Annotated in this window: 19 protein-coding genes and 2 pseudogenes; 13 read left to right on the forward strand and 8 right to left on the reverse strand. The window is 39.2% G+C overall.

Features of this window, described 5'->3' with window-relative positions; genetic code table 11:
* Positions 1-271: 271 nt before the first annotated feature.
* From ACE1CA_RS07875 to ACE1CA_RS07900, 6 genes are all read left to right on the forward strand, one after another.
* Entirely contained in the window at positions 272-1318 is a 1047-nt protein-coding gene (locus ACE1CA_RS07875) for a zinc-dependent dehydrogenase (protein WP_413278565.1), read from the forward strand.
* Positions 1319-1779: 461 nt separating this feature from the next.
* Positions 1780-3147: an NAD-dependent succinate-semialdehyde dehydrogenase gene (locus ACE1CA_RS07880; protein ID WP_413278605.1), complete on the forward strand. Its 1368-nt coding sequence runs from the start codon at positions 1780-1782 to the stop codon at positions 3145-3147.
* A gap of 155 nt (positions 3148-3302) precedes the next feature.
* Positions 3303-4940 carry an acetolactate synthase large subunit gene (locus tag ACE1CA_RS07885; protein ID WP_413278566.1) on the forward strand — a complete coding sequence of 546 codons (1638 nt, stop codon included), beginning with the start codon at positions 3303-3305 and terminating at the stop codon, positions 4938-4940.
* Positions 4941-5285: 345 nt separating this feature from the next.
* Positions 5286-6077 carry an exodeoxyribonuclease III gene (gene xth / locus ACE1CA_RS07890; RefSeq protein ID WP_413278567.1) on the forward strand — a complete coding sequence of 264 codons (792 nt, stop codon included), beginning with the start codon at positions 5286-5288 and terminating at the stop codon, positions 6075-6077.
* Between the two features lie 2 nt (positions 6078-6079).
* A complete protein-coding gene (locus ACE1CA_RS07895; protein ID WP_413278568.1) occupies positions 6080-6814 on the forward strand; it encodes a class I SAM-dependent methyltransferase in 735 nt (244 codons plus the stop codon).
* A gap of 64 nt (positions 6815-6878) precedes the next feature.
* The gene (locus ACE1CA_RS07900; protein WP_413278569.1) at positions 6879-7139 is read left to right on the forward strand and encodes a ssr2422 family thylakoid membrane protein; all 261 of its coding nucleotides are present in this window, start codon (positions 6879-6881) and stop codon (positions 7137-7139) included.
* A gap of 132 nt (positions 7140-7271) precedes the next feature.
* Here the strand turns inward: ACE1CA_RS07900 and ACE1CA_RS07905 are convergent.
* Together ACE1CA_RS07905 and ACE1CA_RS07910 are read right to left on the reverse strand one after the other, a co-directional pair.
* Positions 7272-7636: pseudogene (locus ACE1CA_RS07905) on the reverse strand (DUF5615 family PIN-like protein).
* The gene (locus tag ACE1CA_RS07910; protein WP_459563631.1) at positions 7633-7971 is read right to left on the reverse strand and encodes a DUF433 domain-containing protein; all 339 of its coding nucleotides are present in this window, start codon (positions 7969-7971) and stop codon (positions 7633-7635) included. Before ACE1CA_RS07910 ends, ACE1CA_RS07905 begins: the two are co-directional and overlap by 4 nt.
* 220 nt (positions 7972-8191) lie before the next feature.
* Here ACE1CA_RS07910 and ACE1CA_RS07915 point away from each other — a divergent pair, with 220 nt between their 5' ends.
* Positions 8192-8428 carry a helix-turn-helix domain-containing protein gene (locus tag ACE1CA_RS07915; RefSeq protein ID WP_413278573.1) on the forward strand — a complete coding sequence of 79 codons (237 nt, stop codon included), beginning with the start codon at positions 8192-8194 and terminating at the stop codon, positions 8426-8428.
* A complete protein-coding gene (locus ACE1CA_RS07920; RefSeq protein ID WP_413278574.1) occupies positions 8415-9311 on the forward strand; it encodes a Cfr10I/Bse634I family restriction endonuclease in 897 nt (298 codons plus the stop codon). The genes ACE1CA_RS07915 and ACE1CA_RS07920 overlap by 14 nt, the downstream gene beginning before the upstream one ends.
* 70 nt (positions 9312-9381) lie before the next feature.
* Here ACE1CA_RS07920 and ACE1CA_RS07925 read toward each other — a convergent pair whose 3' ends face one another.
* The 5 genes from ACE1CA_RS07925 to ahcY form a co-directional block, all read right to left on the reverse strand.
* Positions 9382-10518 carry a DNA cytosine methyltransferase gene (locus ACE1CA_RS07925; RefSeq protein ID WP_413278575.1) on the reverse strand — a complete coding sequence of 379 codons (1137 nt, stop codon included), beginning with the start codon at positions 10516-10518 and terminating at the stop codon, positions 9382-9384.
* Between the two features lie 27 nt (positions 10519-10545).
* Entirely contained in the window at positions 10546-13269 is a 2724-nt protein-coding gene (locus ACE1CA_RS07930; RefSeq protein WP_413278576.1) for a pentapeptide repeat-containing protein, read from the reverse strand.
* A 135-nt stretch (positions 13270-13404) separates the two neighbouring features.
* A complete protein-coding gene (locus tag ACE1CA_RS07935; protein WP_413278577.1) occupies positions 13405-14025 on the reverse strand; it encodes an exopolysaccharide biosynthesis protein in 621 nt (206 codons plus the stop codon).
* A gap of 24 nt (positions 14026-14049) precedes the next feature.
* On the reverse strand, positions 14050-14664 hold the full coding sequence (locus ACE1CA_RS07940) for a DedA family protein (protein WP_413278578.1): 615 nt from the start codon (positions 14662-14664) through the stop codon (positions 14050-14052).
* A gap of 88 nt (positions 14665-14752) precedes the next feature.
* A complete protein-coding gene (gene ahcY, locus ACE1CA_RS07945) occupies positions 14753-16024 on the reverse strand; it encodes an adenosylhomocysteinase (protein ID WP_413278579.1) in 1272 nt (423 codons plus the stop codon).
* A 121-nt stretch (positions 16025-16145) separates the two neighbouring features.
* Between ahcY and ACE1CA_RS07950 the strand changes: the two genes are divergently transcribed.
* From ACE1CA_RS07950 to ACE1CA_RS07970, 5 genes and pseudogenes are all read left to right on the forward strand, one after another.
* Positions 16146-18032: a ShlB/FhaC/HecB family hemolysin secretion/activation protein gene (locus ACE1CA_RS07950; protein ID WP_486517714.1), complete on the forward strand. Its 1887-nt coding sequence runs from the start codon at positions 16146-16148 to the stop codon at positions 18030-18032.
* Between the two features lie 158 nt (positions 18033-18190).
* Positions 18191-19618 (forward strand): serine/threonine protein kinase, encoded by a 1428-nt coding sequence (locus tag ACE1CA_RS07955; protein ID WP_413278581.1) that lies wholly within the window; start codon positions 18191-18193, stop codon positions 19616-19618.
* 15 nt (positions 19619-19633) lie between these two features.
* Positions 19634-20455, forward strand: a pseudogene (locus ACE1CA_RS07960) (serine/threonine protein kinase); the annotation flags it as partial.
* A 192-nt stretch (positions 20456-20647) separates the two neighbouring features.
* The gene (locus tag ACE1CA_RS07965) at positions 20648-22012 is read left to right on the forward strand and encodes a serine/threonine protein kinase (RefSeq protein ID WP_413278583.1); all 1365 of its coding nucleotides are present in this window, start codon (positions 20648-20650) and stop codon (positions 22010-22012) included.
* Positions 22013-22876: 864 nt separating this feature from the next.
* On the forward strand, positions 22877-24019 hold the full coding sequence (locus ACE1CA_RS07970) for a peptidoglycan DD-metalloendopeptidase family protein (protein WP_413278584.1): 1143 nt from the start codon (positions 22877-22879) through the stop codon (positions 24017-24019).
* 71 nt (positions 24020-24090) lie between these two features.
* Here the strand turns inward: ACE1CA_RS07970 and ACE1CA_RS07975 are convergent, their stop codons facing one another.
* Positions 24091-26289, reverse strand: a complete 2199-nt coding sequence (locus ACE1CA_RS07975) for a recombinase family protein (protein ID WP_413278585.1) — start codon at positions 26287-26289, stop codon at positions 24091-24093.
* Positions 26290-26332 lie beyond the last annotated feature (43 nt).

Consider the following 26332-nt stretch of genomic DNA (forward strand, 5'->3'; position numbering starts at 1 on the left):
GTACTCGAAGGTAGAGAAGAATGATTTTTTGGTTCAGCTTTTAAGAAGGTTTCAATTTCTCAACCATTTCTGCGGCGCTGCAAAAAGCGATCGCCATTCATCTCGGAATAGCGAATCTGAGGATTTTCAGGTATGGGAAGCTTTTTTAATATGAGGGATTTTACGAATCAATCAAATCAGGGATACCGATCGCTATAAAGTCAAGATTGACAAACAACCGAGAACGAAGCACAAATAACAGTGGAACTGACTAGCGACAAATAACTTAAAGATGAAAGCACAGGTCTTTAGAGGGGTCAATCAACTAAGTTACGAAGAAGTACCAGTACCAACATTGGCAGCGGATGAGGTATTGGTGCAGGTGCGGGTGGTGGGTTTGTGTCAGTCGGATATCAAAAAGATTCTTTATCCTCTGTATCAACCACCGCGCATTTTTGGACATGAGACTGCGGGGGTAATTTCTGCGGTGGGAGAGGCGGTAAAAGACTGGCAAGTGGGACAACGGGTGGTGGTGATGCACCATATCCCTTGTATGCGTTGCGAGTATTGTTTAAATGAAAATTTCTCGATGTGTGAGGTTTACAAAAATATCACTACAACGGCAGGTTTTGCGCCTAGCGGTGGTGGTTTTGCGGAGTATGTGAAGGTTCCGGGACATATTGTTCGCAGTGGTGGTTTAATTCCCATTCCTGATGATGTAACTTTTGAACAAGCGAGTTTTGTGGAACCAACTAACTGCTGTTTGAAGGCGGTGAAAAAGGCGCAAGTTAAACCGGGTGAGACGGTGCTGATTACTGGTGCAGGGCCGATCGGTTTAATGTTTATTATGTTGGTAAAATATTTTGGTGGGAGAGCGATCGCCACTGACTTATTACCCTCCCGGATTGAAAAAGCCTTAGCTGTGGGTGCAGAAGCCGCTTTTGATGCCCGCGATCCAGATTTAGCGAAGAAAATACAAGCTTTAACTAATGGTTTGGGAGTCAATACTACTTTGTTAGCCGTTCCCAGCGATAAGGCTTTTTTCCAAGCGTTAGACTGCACTCGCAAAGGTGGAAAAATTCTCTTTTTTGCTGAGTTTCCCGATGAAGTAGAAATTCCCATTAACCCAAATATCTTGTATCGTCGGGAAATTGATTTAATGGGTAGCTACAGTTCTTCTTTTAGGTTGCAATCGCTGGCTACTGACATTGTATTTAATCGGCGCATTGATGTGGATGCTTTGGTGAGCGATCGCTATCCTCTCCAAGAGTTACCCCAAGCCGTAGCCAAAGCCGTTTCCCCAACTCCAGAGACTTACAAGATTCTCATTTATCCCTAGTCGCGGGCTATACACACATCTTGCCGCAGGGGAGGTAGAACCTCCCAGATCCTCGTTCCCAGGTTCAACCTGGGAACGAAAAATAGAGGCTCTGCCTCTTGGTACAAGATCTGAGTATATAGACAAAACCTGCCAGAAGCAGGTTAAAAGTCCGCGTAGGCGGACTTTGTTTGTATAGTTGCGGTTTTAATCGCCTTAATCTTTGCAAAACTCTTAGATTTATGAAGATTTGCTAAGTTTAAAAACGATATATTTATAATCGTAAAAATTTAGTAAATTCCGCTAGTAAGGATTGTGAAACAATATATAAAGATAATGCAAAACTGCAAGATTTTTAACCTTTAATTGCTGCTTTTAATTGAAAAATAAATCTAAGATTAAAGGAAGGCTGGAGTAGCAAATTAATTATGTAAAAAACTAAAGTGCTACCCCGAGATATGATTGCAGAACTGGAGAATAAAATGGGTATCGCCACTATTAACCCAGCAACAGGTGAATTAGTCAAGTCCTTTGAGGCGCTAACGGATGCGGAGATTGAATCTAAGCTGGCACGGGCGCAACAGGCATTTGAGAGTTACCGTCAAACGTCGATGAGTCAAAGGGCGCAATGGCTGATCGAAGCGGGGGAAATTTTAGAGCGCGATCGCGAACGGTTTGGGAAAATTCTCACATTGGAAATGGGGAAACCGTTAAAAGCAGCGATCGCAGAAGTCGAAAAATGCGCTTCGGTATGTCGTTATTATGCGGAAAATGCAGCTGATTTTTTAGCAGATGTACCTGTCACCACCGATGCTAGTCAAAGCTTTGTTCGCTATCAACCATTAGGAATTATTCTGGCAGTAATGCCTTGGAACTTTCCCTTTTGGCAAGTGTTTCGCTTTGCCGCACCTGCGTTAATGGCGGGAAATGTCGGGATTTTAAAACACGCTTCTAATGTACCACAATCAGCTTTAGCAATTGAGGAAATAATTCAAGCCGCTGGTTTTCCTGAAGGAGTGTTTCAAACCTTATTAATTGGTGCAAATAAAGTTGCCGCAATTGTAGCAGATGAAAGAGTCAAAGCTGCAACTTTAACCGGAAGTGAAGGCGCGGGAATTAGTTTAGCAATTGCCGCAGCTAAAGACATCAAAAAAACCGTTTTGGAATTGGGAGGAAGCGATCCATTTATTGTTTTGGAAAGTGCGGATATTGAAGCAGCAGCAACTACCGCAGTCACAGCGAGAATGATTAACAATGGTCAATCTTGTATTGCGGCAAAAAGGTTTATTGTCGCCGAAGCAGTTGCCGATAAGTTTGAAAAGTTAATGATAGAGAAATTCCAAGCTTTAAAAATTGGCGATCCGATGTTGCCAGATACCGATGTTGGGCCTTTGGCAACACCAGGAATTGTGCAAGAATTGGATGATTTAGTGGAAAAATGTGTCCAATTTGGCGGAAAAATTTTAACAGGTGGACATTCCTTTAGCGATCGACCAGGCAACTACTTTCCTCCCACTATTTTGAGTGATTTGCCTCCCGGATCGCCCGCAGACAAAGAGGAATTTTTTGGCCCGGTGGCGTTATTATTCCGAGTCAAAAATTTGGATGAAGCAATTAAAAAAGCAAATGATATTCCTTTTGGACTTGGAGCTAGTGCTTGGACTACAGTAGAAGAAGAACGCGATCGCCTGATTTCAGAAATTGAAGCAGGTGCCGTATTCATCAATGGCTTAGTGAAATCCGATCCGCGCCTACCTTTTGGGGGCATTAAGCGTTCCGGCTACGGCAGAGAACTAGGCATTCAAGGCATTCATGAATTTGTCAACGTTAAAACCGTTTGGGTCAAATAAAACTCACATCTTGCAGCATTAAGAGGTAGAACCTCCAGCGATCTCGTTCCCAGGTTCAACCTGGGAACGAAACATAGAGGCTCTGCCTCTTGCTGCCAGATCTAAACTATCAGTCTAATTACCAATTACTATCAACCGAGGAGTCACAAAGTAGAATGAATACCGCTGATTTATTGGTTCAATGTTTGGAAAATGAAGGTGTTAAATATATCTTTGGTTTACCAGGAGAAGAAAACCTCCATGTTTTAGAGGCAATTAGAAACTCCCAAATCCAATTTATCACCGTCCGTCACGAACAAGGCGCAGCTTTTATGGCTGATGTTTATGGACGTTTGACAGGACAAGCTGGAGTTTGTCTTTCAACTTTAGGCCCTGGTGCAACTAATTTAATGACAGGTGTGGCTGATGCTAATTTAGATCGTGCCCCGCTAGTAGCAATTACCGGACAAGTGGGGACCGATCGAATGCACAAAGAATCGCACCAATATTTAGATTTGGTGGCGATGTTTTCGCCCGTAACTAAATGGAATGCCCAAATTGTTCGTCCTAGCATTGCCCCGGAAGTTGTACGGAAAGCTTTTAAAGTAGCGCAATCAGAAAAACCTGGTGCAGTGCATATTGATGTTCCAGAAAATATTGCCGCAATGGAGGTTACAGGAGAACCTTTAAGTAAAGGTGATGTGGAAAAAACCTTTGCTTCTTTCCGCAGTATTAAACACGCCGCAGAAGTAATTTCTCAGGCGCAAAATCCTTTGATTTTAGTGGGAAATGGGGCAATTCGCGATCGGGCTAGTGCTGCTGTAACTGAGTTTGCCACCCGATTAAATATCCCAGTTGCTAACACTTTTATGGGTAAAGGTGTAATTCCTTACACTCATCCTTTAGCATTATGGGCGGTTGGTTTGCAACAGCGAGATTACATTAGTTGTGGTTTCGATCATGCTGATTTAGTGATTGCCATTGGTTACGATCTAATTGAATATTCCCCGAAAAAGTGGAATCCTAATGGCACAATTCCCATCATCCATATTAATGCTACCCATGCGGAAATTGATAGCAGCTATATTCCCAAAGTGGAAGTAGTTGGAGATATTTCTGATTCCTTGGATGAAATTTTACAACGGGCCGATCGCACTGGTAAACCGGATACTTATGCTTTGCAATTAAGAGATGACATTCGTGCAGATTACGAACGTTATGCCAATGATGATGGTTTCCCAATTAAGCCACAAAAACTAATATATGATTTGCGGCAAGTAATGGGTGAAGAAGATATTGTTATTTCTGATGTCGGCGCACATAAAATGTGGATGGCAAGACATTATCATTGCGATCGCCCAAATACTTGTATCATTTCTAATGGTTTTGCGGCAATGGGGATTGCGATTCCGGGTGCGATCGCGGCAAAATTAGTACATCCCGACAAGAAAATTGTTGCTGTTACAGGCGATGGCGGTTTCATGATGAATTGTCAAGAATTAGAAACTGCTTTGCGCGTCGGTACTGCCTTTGTAACTATCATTTTTAATGATGGTGGTTACGGTTTAATTGAGTGGAAACAACAAAATCAATTAGGGCGATCGTCATTCATTAAATTCGGCAATCCTGATTTCGTTAAATTCGCTGAAAGCATGGGATTAAAAGGGTACAGAATTGAATCAACAGCTGATTTTATTCCAACTCTCAAAACTGCCTTAGAACAGGATGTCCCAGTAGTAATTGATTGTCCAGTTGACTACCGAGAAAATCTTCGCTTTACCCAAAAAGCAGGTGCTTTGAGTTGCTTGATTTAATTAGCAATGTAGGGTGAGTGACTAAGATTAAAAGTCTTATTAGTCACGTATCTAAAAAACTAATGATTTGCTAGGGCTAAGATTTTTTTTGAACCACGAAGACACGAAGGACACGAAGAGAAGAGGAAGAAGAAAAGGTTATGGTAGGGTGACTCAGAAGACTAAATTTTTAATAGTCAATTTATAACTATAACGAAAATCTGACGCATCCTACAAGTTGATTTTTACTTTATCTTCTTTCACTTCTTCCTTCGTGTCCTTCGTGTCTTCGTGGTTCAAAAATGTCCTTTTCACAAGTCATTAGTAATTTATAATTTACAAATGACCAATAACGAATGATTAATAATGAAAATTGCTACTTGGAATGTTAACTCAATTCGTACTCGCTTAGAACAAGTAACCAATTGGTTACAAGAAAATCCAGTAGATGTTTTATGTTTGCAAGAAACCAAAGTTATAGATGATTTATTCCCGATCGCAGCTTTTGAAAATATAGGTTATCAAGCTTATATTTTTGGGCAAAAATCTTACAATGGTGTAGCATTAATTAGTCGTCAACCTTTACAGGAAATTAGCAAAGGTTTTACACCAATTTTAGGCGAAAATCTTGCGGGAAATTTTGACGAACAAAAGCGAGTAATTACTGGTGTAATTGGTGATATTCGCGTTGTTAATCTGTATGTTCCCAATGGTTCCGCAGTGGGTAGCGAGAAGTACGAATATAAGCTAAACTGGCTGATTGTATTGCGAGAATACTTACAAAATTTGTTAGAAAAAACACCTAATAATCTTTGTATATGTGGGGATTTTAATGTTGCTTTGGAAGATATAGATATTCATAATCCTAAAGGTAGAGAAACTAAGATAATGGCGACAGATTTAGAACGCCAATCCTTAAAAACTGTATTAGAATTAGGATTAGTAGATGTGTTTCGGAAATTCACCTCCGAAGGCGGACATTATAGTTGGTGGGATTATCGAACGGGTGGTTTTAAGCGGAATTGGGGTTGGCGAATTGACCATATTTATCTTACTCTTAGTTTGTGCGATCGAGCCATCAATTGTACAATTGACATTGAACCAAGAAAATTAACCCAACCCAGCGATCATACACCCGTAATTGTTACCCTGGAATAACTATGACTAGAACAGATACAGCTTGGCAAAATGCCGAATTAGCCCAAACTTTTCTCGAAGGAGTGCGCGGGGGTATTCCCCTCGCAGCAGAGCAAATAAACTTGATGTTAAAAATTATAAACTTAGCCCTGCCAAAAGTCGAAACTTTTTTAGATTTAGGTTGCGGTGATGGCGTTTTAGGTAGAGCAATTTTGGCTAAATACCCAAATGCTAAAGGGATATTTTTAGACTTTTCCGAAACAATGTTAGCAGCAGCAAAAAATAAACTAGGAAATAATCAAAATGCCAAGTTTATCTCTCAAGATTTTGGAGTTAAAGATTGGGTAAATGCTGTAAAAAGCCAAGTACAATTTGATTTGATCGTTTCCGGTTTTGCAATTCATCACCAACCTGACGATCGAAAAAAAGAAATTTATCAGGAAATTTATAGTTCGCTAAAACCAAACGGTTTATTCTTGAATTTAGAACATATAAAATCGCCTAGTCAATGGTTAGAAACCGCTTTTTCTGAAGTTTTTATTGACTCATTGTATGAATTCCATAAACGCAATGAGTCAGGGAAAAGTAGAGAAGAAATTGCCCAAGAATTTTACCACAGACCTGATAAAGTAGCGAATATATTAGCACCTTTAGAAGTTCAGTGTGAATGGTTGAAAGAAGTAGGGTTTATCAATGTTGATTGCTACTTTAAAATTTTAGAAATAGCTTTGTTTGGGGGAATGAAAGCAAATATTTAGTAACAAATTATTGCGGGCTTAACGGCAATATTCTAAAATAGAATAATCGAGTTATAATACAGGAATGACAAGTGCAAGCAACCAAGAACCAACGTTGACAGATGTCATTGAGAAGTTAGACAAACTGGCAACTGATGTTGACAAGCTATCGACTCATGTTGATAAGCTGGCAGCTGAATTTGACAAACTATCGAGGGATTCAGAGAAGTTTAACGATCGCTTTTCTAATTACCAACAAGCAACTCAGTGGGTGGTACAACTTTCTTTTACTTTAATAGCCAGTGCAACTATTACAGTTATTATCACTTCAGTTCTCCGCAGATAATCTAAAAATTAACCGTAGTTCTAAATACATCTACTTAATATTGACGACAATAGTACTAAATTAGTGAGTGCGATCGCTCTCACTTTTCGGGCTACTGATTTTGTCTTTCGCATTATTCAAGAGATGCTGTAATTAGCTAGTCAAGGGTAAATATTCAATGCGATCTTGATACTCCTCATCAAAAGATGCGCCAGCGATCGTGATTAATTCCTCAATAATCTGACCCATACTTTGTTCAAAATCAATGACTAAAATACCTGGAAAATGATTGCCTTGCGATAAATGATCGGCGAGATGTCTTGGCATTGATTTACGATTGTTAGTCACCAGAATAAACTGTTTTTTTCACACCAAATTAAAATCTCTGGATCTAATGTGCCTTTACTAGGAGCATCTGGATCGCCAATAATCCTAACAATTAATTCTGGGTTCCTCCGCACTAATTGAGTGCGATAAATAGGAGAGATATGTTCATCTAGTAAATACTTAATGGTCATACTCTCTCTTCAGATTGGAAGTTTGCCGTTTTTGCTTTGAGTTGACGGAATTTCAGCCTAGCTGGTGAAGGATTTTCTTCTTGTTCTGCACGCATTTTGCGAGAAAATTCTAACCAACTAGCAAGGTAAGCGTTCACCTCAGATTTGTTGTGTAAATAGTACAAAATAGTCGCATAAACTTGCTCTAAAGTAACAGTGTGAAATTGTGCGGCAATTTCTTCAGGAGTCTTACAGTGATATATGTACTCGTAGAGAATACTTTCAATGCCAATCCTAGTTCCTTGAAGCCGGATATCATCAGGAGCGAGAAAATTGAAGTAATCTTTAAGCTGCATAAAATAATCCTCTGATTTAAGATTTACGACAAGTGTACTAAATTGGTTGGTGCGATCGCACTCTGTTTTTAGCAGGGAGAGAGGGCGATCGCTTTTTCTTTTTTGGGGTGGGGTGGGGGTTGGGCGTGCGATCGCTTTTTTCCTTGATCTTGCAATTTCCAGCTTTAGTGTCACTTATAGTCTGTAGACTTATAAACTACTATTCACTCAACATTAGACTGTGACAAAAAAGGGCGAACTAAGTATTAAACAGCGCTTTGGACTTGCTATCAAGCAACGTCGAGGTGAGCTAGGTATTTCCCAGGAAGAGCTTGCTTTTAAATCTGGACTCCACCGTACTTACATTTCTGATATTGAGAGAGGTACCCGCAATCCTTCCTTAGAAAACATTGAAAAGCTGGCAAAGGCACTGGAAATTTCTATTTCTACTCTGTTTGCCAACTATGGAATTGAGTGAAACAAATAAAATGGTTAGCGATAACGAATGGTTTACGCAGAAGTCAAACGGTAAAGTTCAAATAAATAGCATAATAATTTATAGAAATCTGTCAACTGAATTAGTTGAAAAACTTGATAATAATCAATCTGTTAATGAAATAATCAACTGGCTTAAAGATAGAACAATAGCAGCTTTTAGATCTACTTACGGCAAAAATCCTGAAGTTGGCGCTCTTAATAATGCTGCTGGAAGATGGAATGAATTTATTGCAACTAGTTTATTATCAGAAATATTTTTCGATATGAATCAGCGAAATAATAGCTGTACTGCTATATTTTCACTGCCAAACTCTCAATTACAAAGAGAGGGAACAGATGAAGTTTCTTCCAAATTCCTTAGCTTATTCAATAATGAGCAATTCATTGACGGAAATGACTTAGCTAAAATTGCACCTTTTAAAGATAAAATCTTTCTGCCTAGTCCAGATTACATTATTGTTGAAATGAGTAATAGAAATACTTTTTCATCTATTCAAACACTTCTAAAAGAACAGGCAAAAAATCCAGATAATCTAGCACTTTACAACCGTTTTAAGGGTACATTACAAGCAACAGAAGTAAAAGCAGCAGTTTCTTTAAAAACCTCCAATCGTCCCGATCGTAGATATCAACCATTGTTTGAAGCAGCAATGATCAAAGCAATGGGATATATATTAACCCAAAGTTGGCGATATTACATGGTTGCTAGTGAGTTAACTTCTGCTGATAGAACTATATTTAGTACAGCAGTTGCCCCTCATGGTATCGTGTTGGAACAAAATTTACAACTTGTAGATGGTACATATCTATATAATAGAAAGCAAGATTTAATGCCCTTAGTTGACGCTGCTTTGAGACGATAGTATAAGCAGGTAAATATTATCTCAATATTAGTGGTAATTCCAATTGCTGATTTACAGGTTGTTCATAATTTCATTCTCTTGTTTCTAAAAAATAAAGAGTAGTTTTAGCAATAGCTTTTGCAGCTAAGTAAGGAACACCATTACCAACAGTCTTAAACATATTAGTTAATGACATATTAGCTGGAAGAATAAAGTTTTTAGGTAAAGATTGGATAGCCAGTGCTTCGGCAACTGACAGCCTACGAATTTTGTAAGGATGTAAGTGTACTTCATTATTTCCGTAGCAAGCTGTTGGAGAATATCGCCATCTATGAAGCCGCTTAAATGATTTTTTGGAAACATCTCCTTCATCAACCGAAGCAAATTTACTAATTCCCGCTTTGGGTTGAAAATGGTCTTCAGCATTTGGATGATTAAGCACATCATTTTCTCTAAACCAATACTCTACTGTTAAAGGTAGTGGTATGCTATCAGGATAAGGCAAGAGAGAATTTTCTTGAAATAAGTTGGTAGTAGGCCAAGGTAAAGAAAAAACTTTATCGATCGGATTTATTATATATTTATCCCAATGAAAATATGATTCTGGTAATATTCCGATATTGCTATTAATTTTAATTCCTAAGTCCTTAAGTAAGCTAGTTCTAAAACCAATCAAAATAATTCGTTCTCTGTCTTGAGGAACACCGTACTCTATAGCATTAATCAGACGTTCTACCAACACATAACCTGATTGAATTATCTTAGTTTTCAGTTCTTCAAAAAAAGTTCGGTGTTTTTTAGTTTTCCACAATCCCTTGACATTTTCAAACAAGAAAAAATCCGGCTTCTGTTGGCAAATTAATTCAATATAACAGGCTGAAAGCTTACCATTATCTCCTTCCTTACCTCGGTTTTTTCCCCCAATTGAAAAATCAGGACAGGGAGGCCCACCTATAAAACCAATAATACTTGCATCTTTACGAGCATCTTGTATTAGGTAAGAAAGATTTAATGCTGCTTCTCCTTCAATTAAGTTAGCTACATCTTTTTCATGATAGCCATATTTGGGTGCAGTTATTTTAAGATGTTCTCTAGAATAACTATATGCTTGCATAAATGGGGAATAAATTTCGTTGACATATACAATGTCAAATCCGTTTAATTCAAAACCTAAATCGAGAAACCCTGAACCTGCAAAAAAAGAAAAAATCTTTGGTTTACTGCTCATTGATTTATCTGAAATTTCAAATATTATCTATAAATATACTTTACTATCTCCTAAGTCAATTCCGGCAATATTTGCCCCTGTTAAATCTGCGTTAGTCAAATCAGCAGCGTTCAAATTTGCGCCCAATAAATTCGCGCCAACTAACTTGGCATTTCGCAAATCTGCATCACTTAAATCGGAACGACTTAAATCTGCGCCGCTTAAATTTGCATCCCTTAAAATTGCGCCCATTAATTTAGCTTTTCGCAAACTAGCGTTACTTAAATCAGCATTACTCAAATCGGCAATTACCAATTTGGCGCTATCCAATTTGGCATTACTTAAATTAGCATTGTTCAACTTCGCACTAATTAAATTTGCACCTCGTAAATTAGCACCAGCTAACTGAATTCCCCGCAAATCTGCATTTTGAAAGTTTCTCCCTCCGGCGGCGTATCTTTTTAACAATTCTCCGGCATCGGTGACGCTGATTTCTCGTTTTGGGCGATGATTGAAGGTGAAGGTAAAGGTGTCGCCACTGGCAATTACTCGGCGCATTTCTTCATACATTTGATAGTTACCAACACCGCTTAATTTTACCCAGGCGCGAGTTCTGGTTAAGGCAATAAATAGTTGATTTCTTAGTCTAATATTACTTTCATCTTTGGCTATATTGTCTAAACCAACTACATAAACCATGTCTGCTTCGTTACCTTTGGCGCGATGAATTCGGGAGACGGTAACGCCGCCTTCACACCAGAATTTGTTTCGATCGCAATTCTCCACCTCTCCCTTTAAAATGTTACAATCAGTTGTACCCGGAATAAATATATCGATACCTTCAGACATTAAGAACTCAGCAACATGATTTTCTAATCGCATCGCCTCGAAAAACGAACCTAAAACTATGACCAAAATCTCTTTGCTTGGTTGGAGGCGATCGCCCAACACCACCTCTATAATACTATCAGCTAAAGCCCTTAACTCTGCCTGTCGAGAATTATAAGTTTCAAACTTTAAAACTGGCTTTTCCCAAACTTTTGTGATAATATTAGGAGAATCTTCACTCAATCTTTTGAGAGTAACTTGTTGACCGCGAGTAAACCGACCTTGCACTTCATAACCTAACGCTTGCCAATCTTCCGTTCGCGTAATTCCTGATACCATTCCCCCAGGACGTAGCAAACCCATACTCATCGCATGAGCAGCAGTTACAATAGGGTCAGGAGTACGATAACAGCGGTGAATAATCTCGGTTTTTTTGATACCATCGGCATATTGACCTGTTACTAAATGCGCCAACTCATCACCAAACAATTCTCCTGCTGTGGGAATATTTAAACAATCTAAACTTTGCGCTTCGTCATAGGCCCAAATTAAGCGGCGTTGTTCGGAATGATGTTCATCAAAAGGTCGTAATGCTTGGTACGCCATCCAATAAAAAGGTTGTTTATCTTGAAATTTGAACTCATCATCAACCATCAAATCTTGACCTTCATCGATTAAAATAGCATCAAATATTTGGGGGATTTGGCTTTTTTCTAACAGGAAACGACAAACTTCTGCTAAAGATTCATTTGGTTGTTTATTTTCGGTATCAAAAACACTTAATTTCGGGGCGTTTGCTGCTTCACAAATGATGCTGTAAAGTCCGGGTTGATTTTTTGCACCCCAAGCATGGAGTACGCGCAACTTTTCATTATTGGGATTATACTGAACTTCGTTATGACTAAAGCGACGTATCCATTTATCTATTTGGGTAATGATTTGTTCGTATAAACTGCGAGTAAAAAACACTAAAGCAATATCCCATTCGGGATATTTTAAGTGCATATTCGCTGCTTTTTGACATAATAAAACGGTTTTTCCTGAACCTGCTATTCCCCGTATTCTTTGCATTCCGGGGGGAATTTGTTTACCAATATTTTCTTGTTGTAAGTCGAATTCTGATAAGTTTTGTCTGACTTGTTCTAAAATGCTGGCGCGGAAACCTCTCCCCCCTTCCCCCTCTCCGTCTACAGAGAGGGGGGGAAATACATCCATAACTTCCCTTCGTTTGTTCAGAGAAAGGCGAGGAAATACTCCTCTATCTTCCCCCTCTCCGTGCACGGAGAGGGGGACTGAGGGGGTGAGGTTATTCCGGCGGAAAACTGGGTTTCCTCCTAATACTGATAACAGTAATTTCCACTGTTCATGGTTCAGTTTTCTCCCTTTAATTATGGGGGAAGTTTGGCGAATCTTATCTAAAAATGTGGGGTTTTCGGTTTCTAAAAACAGATTTTCTTGGAAGAGGATAGGCGGCGAACTGGGGAGTTTAGCGAAACCTTTGTTTTGCCATTGTTGCTGGGAAATGAAGGGTAAGGCTACTATAACTCTACCACTGACTTGGCTGCGGAGGTTGGGTTCGCGATCGCAATATCCCAACAACCCAAACAGTTGATTTTCCGCTTGTTCGTAAGGGTTGCTGCTACTAGTATAAAAGTTGCGTAACTCCCAACGATGACCATTAATAGCAACTATTTGGTCAATTGTAATTGATTTTACCTCAATCACAATTAGACCAAGTTCGAGATCGGCAATTAAAATATCCGGTTCTTTACGAACTTTCCTCACCTCACAAAAGATGGGGTAGCGCCAATAAGCTATACATTCCCTTTCAAAAAATACGCTTTTGACAGCTTCCCAAACTTTGCGTTCACCCTTTTGACCACTTTTTCCTAGTGGTTCTGTGGCGATAAATTTATGGTTATTATTTAGAAGCTTACCTCCCATTTTGTTAAATTAGTGGTTAATTCCTTTAAGCTTTATCATCTTTTTTTGTTCTATTTTCTTGAACTAAATAGAAGGTAAAAAGGCTATTTAACTCAAATTGGGTAAATGTTAAGCCTTCTCCCTTCTGCCTTTTTACTAGCGTAACCAACCTTTAATTATATCTAGCAAACTTGTGCCACCGAACCAGAGAGCAAATAAAATAGAACTGGTGAGAATTAACCCCATTAAACAGAGGACTAAACCACCTAAACTAATTGCACCATCGTCTTCAATTAAACCAAAACCAGTGACAAAAATTCCCATTGCTGGGAGAGTGTTGGTTCCGGGAATTGGTATCATCATCGATGTTGCCATTAGTGCGATCGCGCAACCAATAAACACTCTTCCTGGTAAAGTAGTACATATATAGGTTAAGCGGGGGCGTGTAATCGCTTCAATCCGTTTTAACCAAGGAAGACCAGCTTTTAAAAAGCCTTGTACAGTTTCCAATTTTATCGGATAGTTTAGCATTTTATTCGGCAACCAAGGACGTTTCCTACCAACAACTAACTGGATTGCTAACAGAAATAGCAGCACACCAAAGGGTGTAGAATAACCAGGTGCGGGTACTGGTAAAGCCGAAGGTAAAGAGAGAATTACTAACAGAAAACCGAAAATTCTCTCGCCTGCTATGCTCAGAATATCGGACAATGTTACTTGTGCGGGTCTTTCTTCTTCAAAAAAGAAACGGTGCAACTCAGTTGATAATTTAGCCATATTTGATTAGGAGCATTTTTTTTACTATACCTTTCTTTGACGCTGTTGCCTTCTTTTTTGCCATAACCAAAAAACAAAGGCAATAACTAGAACCACAAACACAATCTTAGAAACAGGTGCTAGATATTCATCTACTAATTCGTAGTTTTCCCCTAATTTATAACCAGCAAAAGTGAGTAAGCTTACCCAAATAGTTGTGCCAATAGTCGAATAAATTAAAAATGGCACCAAATTCATATTGCTGATACCTGCTGGCAAAGATATCAAAGTGCGAATTCCGGGTACTAAGCGACCAAAAAAAACGGCCTTTTCGCCGTGTTTGTGAAACCATTGGTCTACTTTTTCAATATCTTTTCTACTAATTGAAATCCATTTACCGTATTTATCAGCTAATCGTTTGATGTTCTCTTCTCCAACGAGTTTACCTACATAATACCAAGGCAAAGCACCCAACATTGTTCCCAAGACTCCGGCGAAAATGGCGGGGAAAAATTCCATCTGTTTTTGGGAAATTGTGAACCCTGCCAAAGGCATAATTAATTCCGAAGGGATGGGCGGAAATAGATTTTCTAAAAACATCAATAAGCCAATTCCCACATAATTGAGGGAAGTCATGATTTGCAGTATCCACTCTTTCATAGCTTTTGGTGTTGGGTAGTTGGTGTTTATTCTAGTACGTTGTTGCGCTTTAGCGCTAATTTAGCGCTGAAGCGCAACAACGTACATATTATGTTCCTGAAGTCCAGGAATTTATGTATTCGATTTGGTCTGGTGTTAAGCTATCAATGCTAATTCCCATTGCTTGTAATTTTAGACGGGCAATTTCCTTGTCTAATTCTACAGGAACGGAATGGATTCCAGCTTCTAATTTACCTTTGTTTTTCGCCAAGTATTCGCAAGCTAAAGCTTGATTGGCAAAACTCATGTCCATTACGGCGCTTGGGTGTCCTTCAGCAGCAGCTAAATTGACTAAACGACCTTCCCCAATTACTATGACTGACTTACCATTGTTTAAGCGGTATTCTTCAGTAAAGTTTCGCACGACGCGAACTTCAGAAGATTTTGCTGCTAATGCTTTGAGGTCAATTTCAATGTCAAAGTGACCGGAATTACAAACAATTGCACCGTCTTTCATGACATCAAAATGTTCGCTACGAATGACGTGCTTGTTGCCAGTTACGGTGATGAAAATGTCGCCTAAAGGTGCAGCTTCCGCCATTGGCATGACGCGGAAACCATCCATTACTGCTTCGATCGCTTTTGTCGGATCGATTTCTGTCACAATGACATTAGCACCCATGCCTCTAGCACGAAGCGCACTACCTTTGCCACACCAACCATATCCGGCAATAACTAAGGTTTTCCCAGCTAATAAAATATTGGTGGCGCGAATGATGCCATCCAAGGTAGATTGTCCGGTACCGTAGCGATTATCAAAAAAGTGTTTGGTGTCTGCGTCATTGACGTTAATAGCGGGGAAAGTTAACACACCATCGCGGAACATCGCACGCAGCCGGACAATTCCTGTGGTAGTTTCTTCGGTAGTACCGATGATTTCCGCAAGTTGATGTTGCCGTTCTTTAACTAAGGTGGCTACTACGTCGCAACCGTCATCGATGATAATATTCGGACGGTGGTCTAAAGCAATTTGGACGTGGCGATTATAAGTTTCTGCATCTTCGCCTTTAATGGCAAACACGGGGATGTCGTATTCTGCAACTAAACAAGCTGCTACGTCATCTTGGGTGGAAAGGGGGTTACTGGCAATTAGCAAAGAGTCTGCGCCAGCGGCTTTGAGTGCAATGGCGAGATTTGCAGTCTCGGTGGTAACGTGGCAGCAGGCGACTAAGCGAATCCCAGCTAATGGTGTTTCTTTGCCAAATCTTTCTCTGATTTGCTTTAATACTGGCATTTCCCGCCCCGCCCATTCAATGCGTTGTTTGCCAAGGGGCGCGAGGGAAAGGTCTTTGACTTCGTGCTTGATTTGAGTTGCAACCATAAATTTGATTTTTCTTACCTAGAACTTTCTAGCATAGTATTTTTCCCTTGTCGCTAACTCAGTAGTATTAGGGAACGATACGAGTAAGATTTATAACGAAATACTGAAAACCTCGTAGCAGATGCTAAACTCAATGGACGAAATTACTTTTGCAATGGATAGTTCTGTACGTTACTTATCCCTCAATTTTATGACGTTGCCTAAGTTAGTCGCTATTCCAATTTCTACTGCTATGGTGAATTTGATATGTTTCAGGCAGAAGGGAAGAAGGCTTTTGTATTCAGCTTTTTACCTGTTTTCAACTGCTCAATTAGTTCTGCTATGCACTAGTCCATTATTTGCTCAACAGATTCCTGTTCCGACTCTTCCTCAACCGCCAACAACACCACTACCGCCTCCTTTACCTCCGCCGACACCTTTACCGCCTCCGTCTGAGTTGCTTACGCCGCCCGGTTCTGCACCTGCGCCAAATATTCCTGAACCTTTGCCTGATATTCCTGGGGAAATTAAGGTGGATGGATACCAAGTTGAGGGGAGTACGGTTTTTAGCAAGGAAGAGTTTGATGCGGTGTTAAAACCGTTTGTGGGGAATATTTCTTTTGCTCAGTTGTTACAGGCGCGATCGGCTGTAACTCAACTTTATGTTAGCAAAGGTTATATCACTTCTGGTGCCTTTATTCCTCCGCAAACTCTCACGGGTGGGATAGTGAAAATTCAGGTGGTGGAAGGTTCAATTGAAGAGATTCGGGTTACTGGTACTGGGAGGCTAAATCCTAATTATGTACGATCGCGTCTCCGTTTAGGTGCAAAAACCCCGTTAAATGTTAATCGGTTGCTCGAATCTTTGCAATTACTCCAATTGAATCCGTTAATTAGAAATATCTCGGCGGAACTTTCAGCGGGAACTCGTCCGGGTTTAAGTATTTTGGAAGTAACTGTTAGACCGGAAAGAACTTTTAGCGCTTCCATTAGTTTAGATAATAATAGTCCTCCGAGTGTGGGTGTATTTCGCCGCCAACTTAATATTAATCAAGCAAATTTAACCGGAAATGGCGATAGTTTTACGGTAAGTTACTCGAATACTAATGGTAGTAACCAAATCGAAACTAATTACATTTTGCCTGTGAATGCTCGCAATGGTACGATTCGTTTGGGTTTTGATTGGATTAAAAGTAGCATTATTGAAGAACCTTTCGATCAAGTTGATATTGGGGCTGTATCTTACGATTATGAATTGTCATTTCGTCAACCCGTAATCCTCACACCAAATAAAGAATTAGCCCTTGGTTTAACTCTGAATCGTCGCGAAAGTAATACTACTCTTTTAGGTGAACCTTTTCCACTTTCTCCGGGTGCAAATGAGGAAGGACAAACTCGCCTTTCTATAATTAGGTTTTTCCAAGAATGGACGAAACGTGACAGTCAATCGGTGTTTGCGGCTCGTTCTCAGTTTAGCTTAGGTATTGGGGCTTTTGATGCTTCCATTCGAGAAAGTGCTCCTGATGGTCGATTCTTTTCTTGGCGAGGACAAGCACAATGGTTACGTCTTTTAGGAAGAAATGTTACCGATCCTTCTGGTTCTCCTATCCTTTTAATTAGAGCAGATATGCAGTTAGCCGATCGCCCTCTGGTACCCCTAGAACAGTTTGCTATCGGTGGTGCGGATAGCGTGCGGGGTTATCGTCAAGATTTATTTCTTACGGATAATGGCATTTTAGGCTCTGTGGAAGTTAGAATACCAGTCTATCGGTTGCGCGATCGTCCAGGCGTGTTCCAAGTAATTCCTTTTGTCGATGTGGGAAAAGTTTGGAATAATGGCGATCGAGAAGACCCTGACCCTGGTATTTTAGCTTCGATCGGTGTGGGTTTACAATGGCAAATGGGCGAAAGATTACGCTTCCGTTTTGATTACGGTTTACCTTTAGTTAATGCCAATTTGCGAGAAAGAACTTTGCAAGAACAAGGTTTTTATTTCTCGTTCCAGTATAATCCCTTCGCTAGAGACTAGGAATTTTTTAATAGTAAGTTAGTTGTCAGGACTTCAGTCTTTGTTCGTTGTAAGGACTTTAGTCCTTGTCTTCAAAAAGCAGAGTGCTAAAGTACCCACAACAGACCAAATTTTCTGATTTGCAGGTAAATTAGTAAAGAATAGGTCTGTCAGGAGTGATGATGCTACAAACAGGGGAGTTGTTACAAGGAAGATACCAACTGCAAGAATGTTTGGCGCAGAATGCAGGAAGACAAACTTGGATTGCTGTAGATGAAAGCGTGTCGCCAGAGGAGAAAGTAATTGTTAAATTTTTGGCTTTTAGCCCGGAAATGCAATGGGAGGATTTTAAACTTTTTGAACGGGAAGCACAAGTCTTAAAAAATCTTTCTCATCCCCGCATTCCTAAATACCGAGATTATTTTTCTCTAGATAAGCAGGCTGGTTCTGGTTTATACTGGTTTGCTTTAGTGCAAGATTATATTCCGGGAAAGTCGCTACAAAATTTGTTAGATTCTGGGAGACATTTTACCGAAAAGGAAGTGCGATCGCTAGCAGTTCAATTATTAAGAATTCTCTGTTATTTACACGAGTTTTCCCCGCCTGTATTGCATCGTGATATTAAACCCAGCAATTTAATTTTAGGGGACGATCGCAAAGTTTATTTAGTAGATTTCGGTGCAGTTCAAGAACAAGGTGCGATCGAAGGCGTGACTTTTACTGTTGTGGGTACGGCGGGTTATGCGCCTTTAGAACAATTTTGGGGACGTGCGGTTCCTGCTTCCGATCTTTACTCTTTGGGTGCTACTTTAATTCATATTTTAACAGGAGTTACGCCAGCTGATTTACCGCAAAAGAATTTAAAAATTCAATTTCGCGATCGAATTAGTATTAATCCTAACTTTGTTTACTGGATTGAAGCACTCACAGCACCAGATTTAAGTCAACGTTATCCAACTGCACAAGCAGCTTTAAATGATTTAAAAGCTGAACGTTATCTGAACGCACCGCTACAGAAAATTTCCCTCTTTCCTGATAGTGAAGTTCAACTTTGGCAATCTCCAACTCAGTTAAAGGTAGAAATTCAAGGAAGAGGAATTTTAATATTTTTTGATGCGATCGTTTTGTTTTTAAAATTAGGTTTAGCAGGTTCATCTTTCTTAAGTCTTTTTGCTGTATTTCTGTTATTAGGTAGCTCGTTAGCAGTAATTTTAAGTGCTATTTTTGTCAATTTTTTAAACTTCTCCTTGGCATTTGTACTAGTAATTATGTTAGTTTTTACATTTATGGTTATGGAAAAATTTAGTTCAGCTTTAAGCAAGGAATTATTTAAATTATTAACTCACTTTCATTTCCGTAAAGTAAGAGTAGCAGATTACTGTATTTCTGGCGATCGCAAAAATTTTGTATTAGAACAGAAGTTATGGGGTTGGACTTATTGGCGACATCACTTAGGAACAAATCAAATTAAACAATTCAAACTCATAAAATATCAAGAAATAATTTTGGAAACTGACTTTTTGAAATACTGTTTTGGTCAAGATTTAAATGAACCCGAACGTCAGTGGTTGAGTCAACAAATGCAAGACTGGATCGAGCAAATATAGATAGAGGAAAAGCTAATGCTAGATACTCAAGAAATGTTAAGCGATCGCTATCTGTTAAAACAGCAATTAGGCAAAAATGCCGGACGACAAACTTGGTTAGCCGAAGACATTTTAGCAGAATCAAAAAAATTAGTCATCGTTAAATTATTAGCAGTTAGTCCTCAAACAAACTGGCAAGAAATCAAGCTTTTTGAAAGAGAAGCTCAAGTCTTAGAAAATCTAAATCATCCAAAAATTCCCCAATATCTTGACTACTTTTCCCTAGACGAACAAACAAGTTCCGGGTTAGTTTGGTTTGGATTAGTGCAGAATTATATCCCTGGTATTTCATTACAAGAATTACTCAATCAAAGAAGAAAACTTTACCCACCAGAAGTACGTTCTTTTGCTATTAAAATATTAGAAATTTTAATTTATTTGCATGAATTAAGTCCGCCAGTATTGCATCGAGATATTAAACCTAGCAACTTAATTTTAGGCAAAGACCGTCAAATTTACTTAGTTGATTTTGGTGCAGTACAAGACAAAGCCAAAGCCGAAGGAGTCACCTTTACTGTAGTAGGTACTAACGGTTACGTTCCCCCCGAACAGTTGTGGGGAAAAGCAGTTCCCGCCTCAGATTTGTATGCACTGGGAGCAACTTTAATTCATTTATTAACGGGGATTCCTCCGATCGATTTAACCGAACAAACGCGAATTAATTTTGCTGATAAAATCCAATTAAGTCCCGGCTTTAATAGTTGGTTAGAAAAACTCACAGCCTCAGCAATAGAAAAGCGCTTCTATTCTGCAAGAGAAGCATTAAAAGCTTTACAAGAACCTGTTTTAGTCAAGAGTAACTTTTCCAAAAATAAATATATTAATATTAATAACCCAGTCAATTATGGTCGTTTAGTATTCTTGTCTTTGAGTGGCTTTGCTCTAAGCTTTTTCGTGGTTTTTGGCATTGTTTATACTTTTGTCAATAGTATAGATACGTCAGGACAACCACAAGATAGAATTGAGTAATTGGTAAAGGGAATGGGAAATATGCTGCAAGTAGAACAAGTTCTGCAAGGACGTTACCAGCTAAAAGAAAAGTTAGGTCAAAATGCGGGAAGACAAACTTGGTTAGCAGAAGATTTAAACACCAAACCTTCAGAAAAAGTAATTGTGAAACTGTTGGCTTTTGGTGGCGATATTCAATGGGATGACTTAAAGTTGTTTGAACGAGAAGCGCAAATTCTTAAACATTTAAAACATCCCAGAATTCCCCAATATCGAGATTATTTTTCAGTTGACGATCGCGTATTGTGGTTTGGTTTAGTGCAAGAATACATTCCTGGCGCATCTTTGAAAGAATTGCTGCTAACAGGAAAAAAGTTTACTGAAAAAGAAGTGCGTCAAATCGCCGAATCATTATTAAACATTTTAAGCTATTTACATGAATTAAATCCCCCCGTTTTTCACCGAGATATTAAACCTAGCAACATAATTTTAGGGGAAAATAAACACATATATTTAGTAGATTTCGGTGCAGTTCAAGATAAAGCTGCTGCTGAAGGCGCAACTTTTACGGTTGTAGGAACTTATGGTTATGCGCCGTTAGAACAATTTGGCGGAAGAACAGTTCCCGCTTCAGATTTATATGCAATGGGAGCAACTTTAATTCATTTATTAACCGGAATTTCTCCCGCAGATTTACCCCAAAGAGATTTACGCATTCATTTTAGCGATCGCACTAATGCTAACGCCAAATTTATCCAATGGATCGAAAAACTCACCGAACCGTCGCTAGAAAAACGTTTTAGTAAAGCTGAAGAAGCTTTGAAAGCATTAAAAAACGATCGCGCTTATAGTCTCCCAGTTAAAAAAGTTACTCAGCCTCAAGAAAATAGAATTAAAATTAATCGCTCTCGACATAGTTTATTTATTAAACTACCTAGCCGTAAACTAGGTTTAGGAGAAGGAATAGGAACTGTAATCATCACATTATTCTTGGCTCAATTTAGTTTTGGTACTGCAATACTCATTCTCCAAGGAATACTTACTTTTTCCATTTTTTCTTTCTCTTTAAACAGCCTGTTATTGGCTCTTTGGTTTTTATTAGGTTATCGCTTATTACTTAGTAAATTTAGTTATCAAACAATTAGTTTTAAAGCAGGAAACTTCCTAATAGAAACCTGGTTATTTAATCATTGCGATCGCTATAAAAAAGGTAATATTTCCGACATTCAAGATGTTTTCCAAAGCGTACAAATCAGTCATAACGCTTCTTTTCAAGCCAATGGCAAAGAAGAAGAAATGGTGACTATTCAAACGATCGATAAAAGGTATTCTTTTGGTTTGGGGTTGAGTGCGATCGAATGTCTTTGGTTAGCACAAGAAATTAAAGACTGGCTAAATTCCCGGTAGATAGACGAACTGAATTAAGGATTGATACCAAATCCGCGTTAGCTACCCGTAGGTGTATTTTCTTGGTCTTTTCTTCCCCTTCTTCCCGTCTAATTCGCTATCGCGAATCGCTGCGAAGATCGCGGTTCAAAAAAAAGCGGGTAATCTACCCGGATTTCAATACTGCTCGGTTAAGAGTAGGGGCGAAGCATTCGGGCGACAATTTATGACTCAAAACCCTAGATTTTATGTCCGAATGCTTCGCCCCTATTGACCCGGATTTGGTATGATTTAGGATTTAAATGACTTTTTCAACAAATAAACTAAACTCGCTTCTCTTAAGGCTTTTTTCTGAGCAATCTTTTCTTTTCTGTTACCATTCCATCACTAAGGTGTAAGAGAAGAAAGTTAGGGTTTAAACTACCTGCGTAAAATTACTCATATTTCTTGCAAGTTATTATTTGTAAAGCTTTCAGCAGGAAATTTTAAGACAACTTCACAAAACCAAAGTGGTTTATGAGGTTTTTGTCTCGACAAAATATAGGGAAATTTCAGTGTAAGCCACGATTGATAAGTTTTTTTTATTAGTTATATTAAATTGTGTTAGTAAAGCTAATTTCTTCATCAACTAGGAGATTTGAGAATTTGATGAACGTCTAAAACTAGGTGTGAACGCATTACTACTGTTTAGATAAATTAGACAATAACGCGATCGCGCTTACCAGGATTTGATTAATCTCATACAGTTTAATCTCAAGTTTCGTTCACTATGAAATCCACACTAAGTAAGTGAAAAATGGGTTTGTGTGAAGCGCATAACTTTGCATTTTATTTCCGCATTTAAAGACAAAACCAAAACCGAACTATACAAGGAGAATTACTTTTATGTCTTTACCAACAACTGATTCCCAATGGGATCAAGCTAGTGGCGATGATATTTTATTTGATGGAAACACCTCCAATGGGGAAAGTCCCGCCGAAGTCAAGCAAGTCTTTACCAATCTGTCTACAGCAATTCTAGGGCGACCATTTCAGATGACAGCTGGTTATGCCTACGATCAGAGCTACTACAATGGTCAAGGGAGAAGATGGCACGCTGGCATTGATATCGGTGCAGGACGAGGAACTTCAGTCAAAGCCGCAGTAGGTGGAACAGTCGCATGGCTAAGCGGGACATCAGATGGCGAGGTATTCGTTGGTATTAACAGTGATGATGGTAGACAGTGGGTCTATGGTCATTTGCAAAGCAGAGGTAATTTGACGAATGGAATGAGGATAAATGCTGGAAATGCTATTGGTTTAGTTGGCACTCCATCAGGTGGATCACACTTACACCTTGAAGTTCAAACTGGCCTTGCTTATGGAGGAACTCAAGGTGCAAGTTCAGACCGAAACTTTATCTTGAATGCTACAGTGAGTCCCTTGCAAGCCTTCTGGCAGGCTCGTGGAGGTGCTACTGCTCCTGGAAGTCCGACACCGGGCAATGACAACATTACAGGAGGTGCGGGTAACGACAATATTAACGCTTTAGGTGGAAATGACACGATAAGTGGAGCAGGCGGAAGTGACACCCTAAGAGGCGACAGTGGCAATGACATTGTTTATGGCAATGACGGTAATGATTTATTATATGGTGGGACTGGAAATGATACTGTGATTGGCGGCGCTGGTAACGATGTTTTAGATGGTTTTTACTATAGTGGCTTGAGTGGAAATGGGGAAGTTGATTATTTACGCGGTGACGCTGGTGCAGATACTTTCGTCATTGGTGATTATTACGGAAAAGGCTACTTAGGTAATAGTTGGGCTGTCATTCAAGACTTTTCCAAATCGCAGGGTGATAAGATCAAAGTTCAAGGAAGTCTCAGTCAATATCAGTTAAGATCTGGTAGTCTGTATGGCTATTCCAGTAACGATACAGCTATTGTTTTGAGTAGTAATACTAGTGAAGTTGTGGCTGTGGCTTTGGGTGTTTCGACATCTAATGGCAGTATTCAACTCTCAACAAGAGATTTCATAACCACATAAACCTTTCAGTTTTAGTAATTAAAAGCTTACTCTCCCAAAATGCGATCGCTCTTTTTATAGCGATCGCATTCTTACCTAAATTCATTTGTTTGTACGGTAAACACAGGAACCGCAGCATTTATTAATGTTACCAAAGGGCCATTTTGTTCTTGTCCATTGACAGCTAAATCGCTATGACACAAATAAAGTCTTTCACCTGTACGACTGAGCAAATCTTTTAAAATTCGTTGCAATCTTTCCTCACCTTCTCGATTTTCATCCTCCGTCGTCCAAGGTTGAGCAAAGCGATTTTGCAAGAATAATTGTGCGCCAAATAAATTTGCTGCACCTCCACTTAACCACAGTGGCGAACCTGCATCTAACCAAAATTGCCACTTATGAAATCTTCGACTAGAACGGTATTGGAAAATATTAGCTAAAGTGACCGCTTGTTTGGTAATTCCAAATAATCTTACTGGGTAAGGATTAGCAGTAATTGTCCCACTTCTGAGCAATTGAATAAAGCGACCGATGGTAGTATTAGGCGAAGTATTACTACTGTCAATTTTTCGCATTCTGGCATCAACTTCCCAATATTGTTGAGCAGTTTCAATTAATTCCCGTAAAGCTGATAATTGGTCGTAAGGAAGATAGCTACCATGCCAAAGAAAGCGTTGAATTGCTCTGTCTAAAATGTAAACTGGATTAGGAATCAACCGTTGTTCTTGTTGCGATCGCTGTTCTAACAACCACTGCACAATTTCCTCATAAGCTTGAGTCGCACGATAACCCAATCTATCCCAACGCGCAAAGGTTTTTACAGGTAATAATTCAGGTAATTCCAAGTCTGGTTTATAACAATAATCTGCTAATAAACCCGCACGCACTGGATCGATCCAATATTCAATTTTAGATGGAGAATTAGGTTCTCCCTTATATACTTGTCTGGCACTTAAAATGATTAGCATTTCTGCGATCGCATCTTTATCCACCAACCTGCCTAAACCCGGATAAACTAAAGCTAATAAAGTTAGTAAAGCACGAATAATTGGCGAACTAGCTAAAGCACGTTGATCGTTTAAAGACTCAACTTCTACGCCTTTATTAGACAGAATTTCGATTAAAGTGTAACGTGCGATCGCATCCAATCCAGGTGCAATTACCGCTATTTCTTGGGGTTTAACTTTTCCCCGATTAACTGCATCAATAATTACTTCTGCTGTTTGGCGTAACAATTGCGATCGGGAAGTTGTTTGAATCGACTTGATTTCTGACGGCAAATTAAGCATTAACATCGGATCGCTAACAGCTTCTACTAAAGTCGTTCCCCAAGTATCCGCTAAACATTCTACAGGTCGATTAGTTAACTTTTCCACTCGACAAAGTGAAGCTAATTTTGCTATCCGATCGGGGTCAGCACCTAAACCTAATCTAACTCTTCCTTCAGGATTAAAAGTAAAAGCGCCAACTGCACCATTAGTTAACAAAAACTCAAAAACATCACCTGCGATCGCTGGATAATCATCTACATCATCCCCAAAAACAAACCGATAGCGTCGCTTCAAATGTTGCTGATAAGTTTGATTAGGTAATAAATATCGCCAATATAATTCGGCAATAATCCCGTAAGTTAATAAACCTTTTTGCCAACACCAATCTCGCCAACGCAGCAACATTTCCAAAGGAATTGTCACAGGATTATTTACTGGAGAATCATCATTTTCTAGCTCGTTGGGAAAACCTTTCTCTAAAATTTGCGGTAGATTTTCTATTGGTGTTTTGCTTAACCCTGCTAATAGCAATAAGTCTAAAGCACGCCGCACTAAACGATATTCATTTACCCCCATTTTTACCGCAATTCCTTGGTCTAATTCCGATCGCCATAATCCAGTTGCAAATTCTTGTTCCGCCTCTGGACGTAAACGCAGGGGAAATTGTGCAGGTAAATTCAACTTTTGAATTATGATCGGCCAAAATAGAATTATTTCATTTTCAAAAAAAGCTAAAGGTGTGGTGGTTTGAACTGCTAAATTAGGTTTAATGGCAGCGATGCGATCGGTCAATTCAATGCGATTATCTCCATTAGCAGCGAATACTAAAACTGCTGGGACACCTTGCTTGGCAATTAAACGACGTTTCCTCAAAGAAACTCTTTCACCTGCCAAAGTATCTCTTGCATCTACATTTGTTAAATCAAAGCCTAAATCCGACCAATGGCAAAACTGCTCTATCAAACGTGCAGTTTTTCCACTACGACTAGGGCCAGAAATCCAAAGAGATTCAGAAAACACCGTTTCTCCTCCGTCCAGTCTGTTATCATACCACATACATTGA

This window comes from Floridaenema evergladense BLCC-F167 (assembly GCF_041929205.2).
Lineage (GTDB): Bacteria > Cyanobacteriota > Cyanobacteriia > Cyanobacteriales > Aerosakkonemataceae > Floridanema > Floridanema evergladense.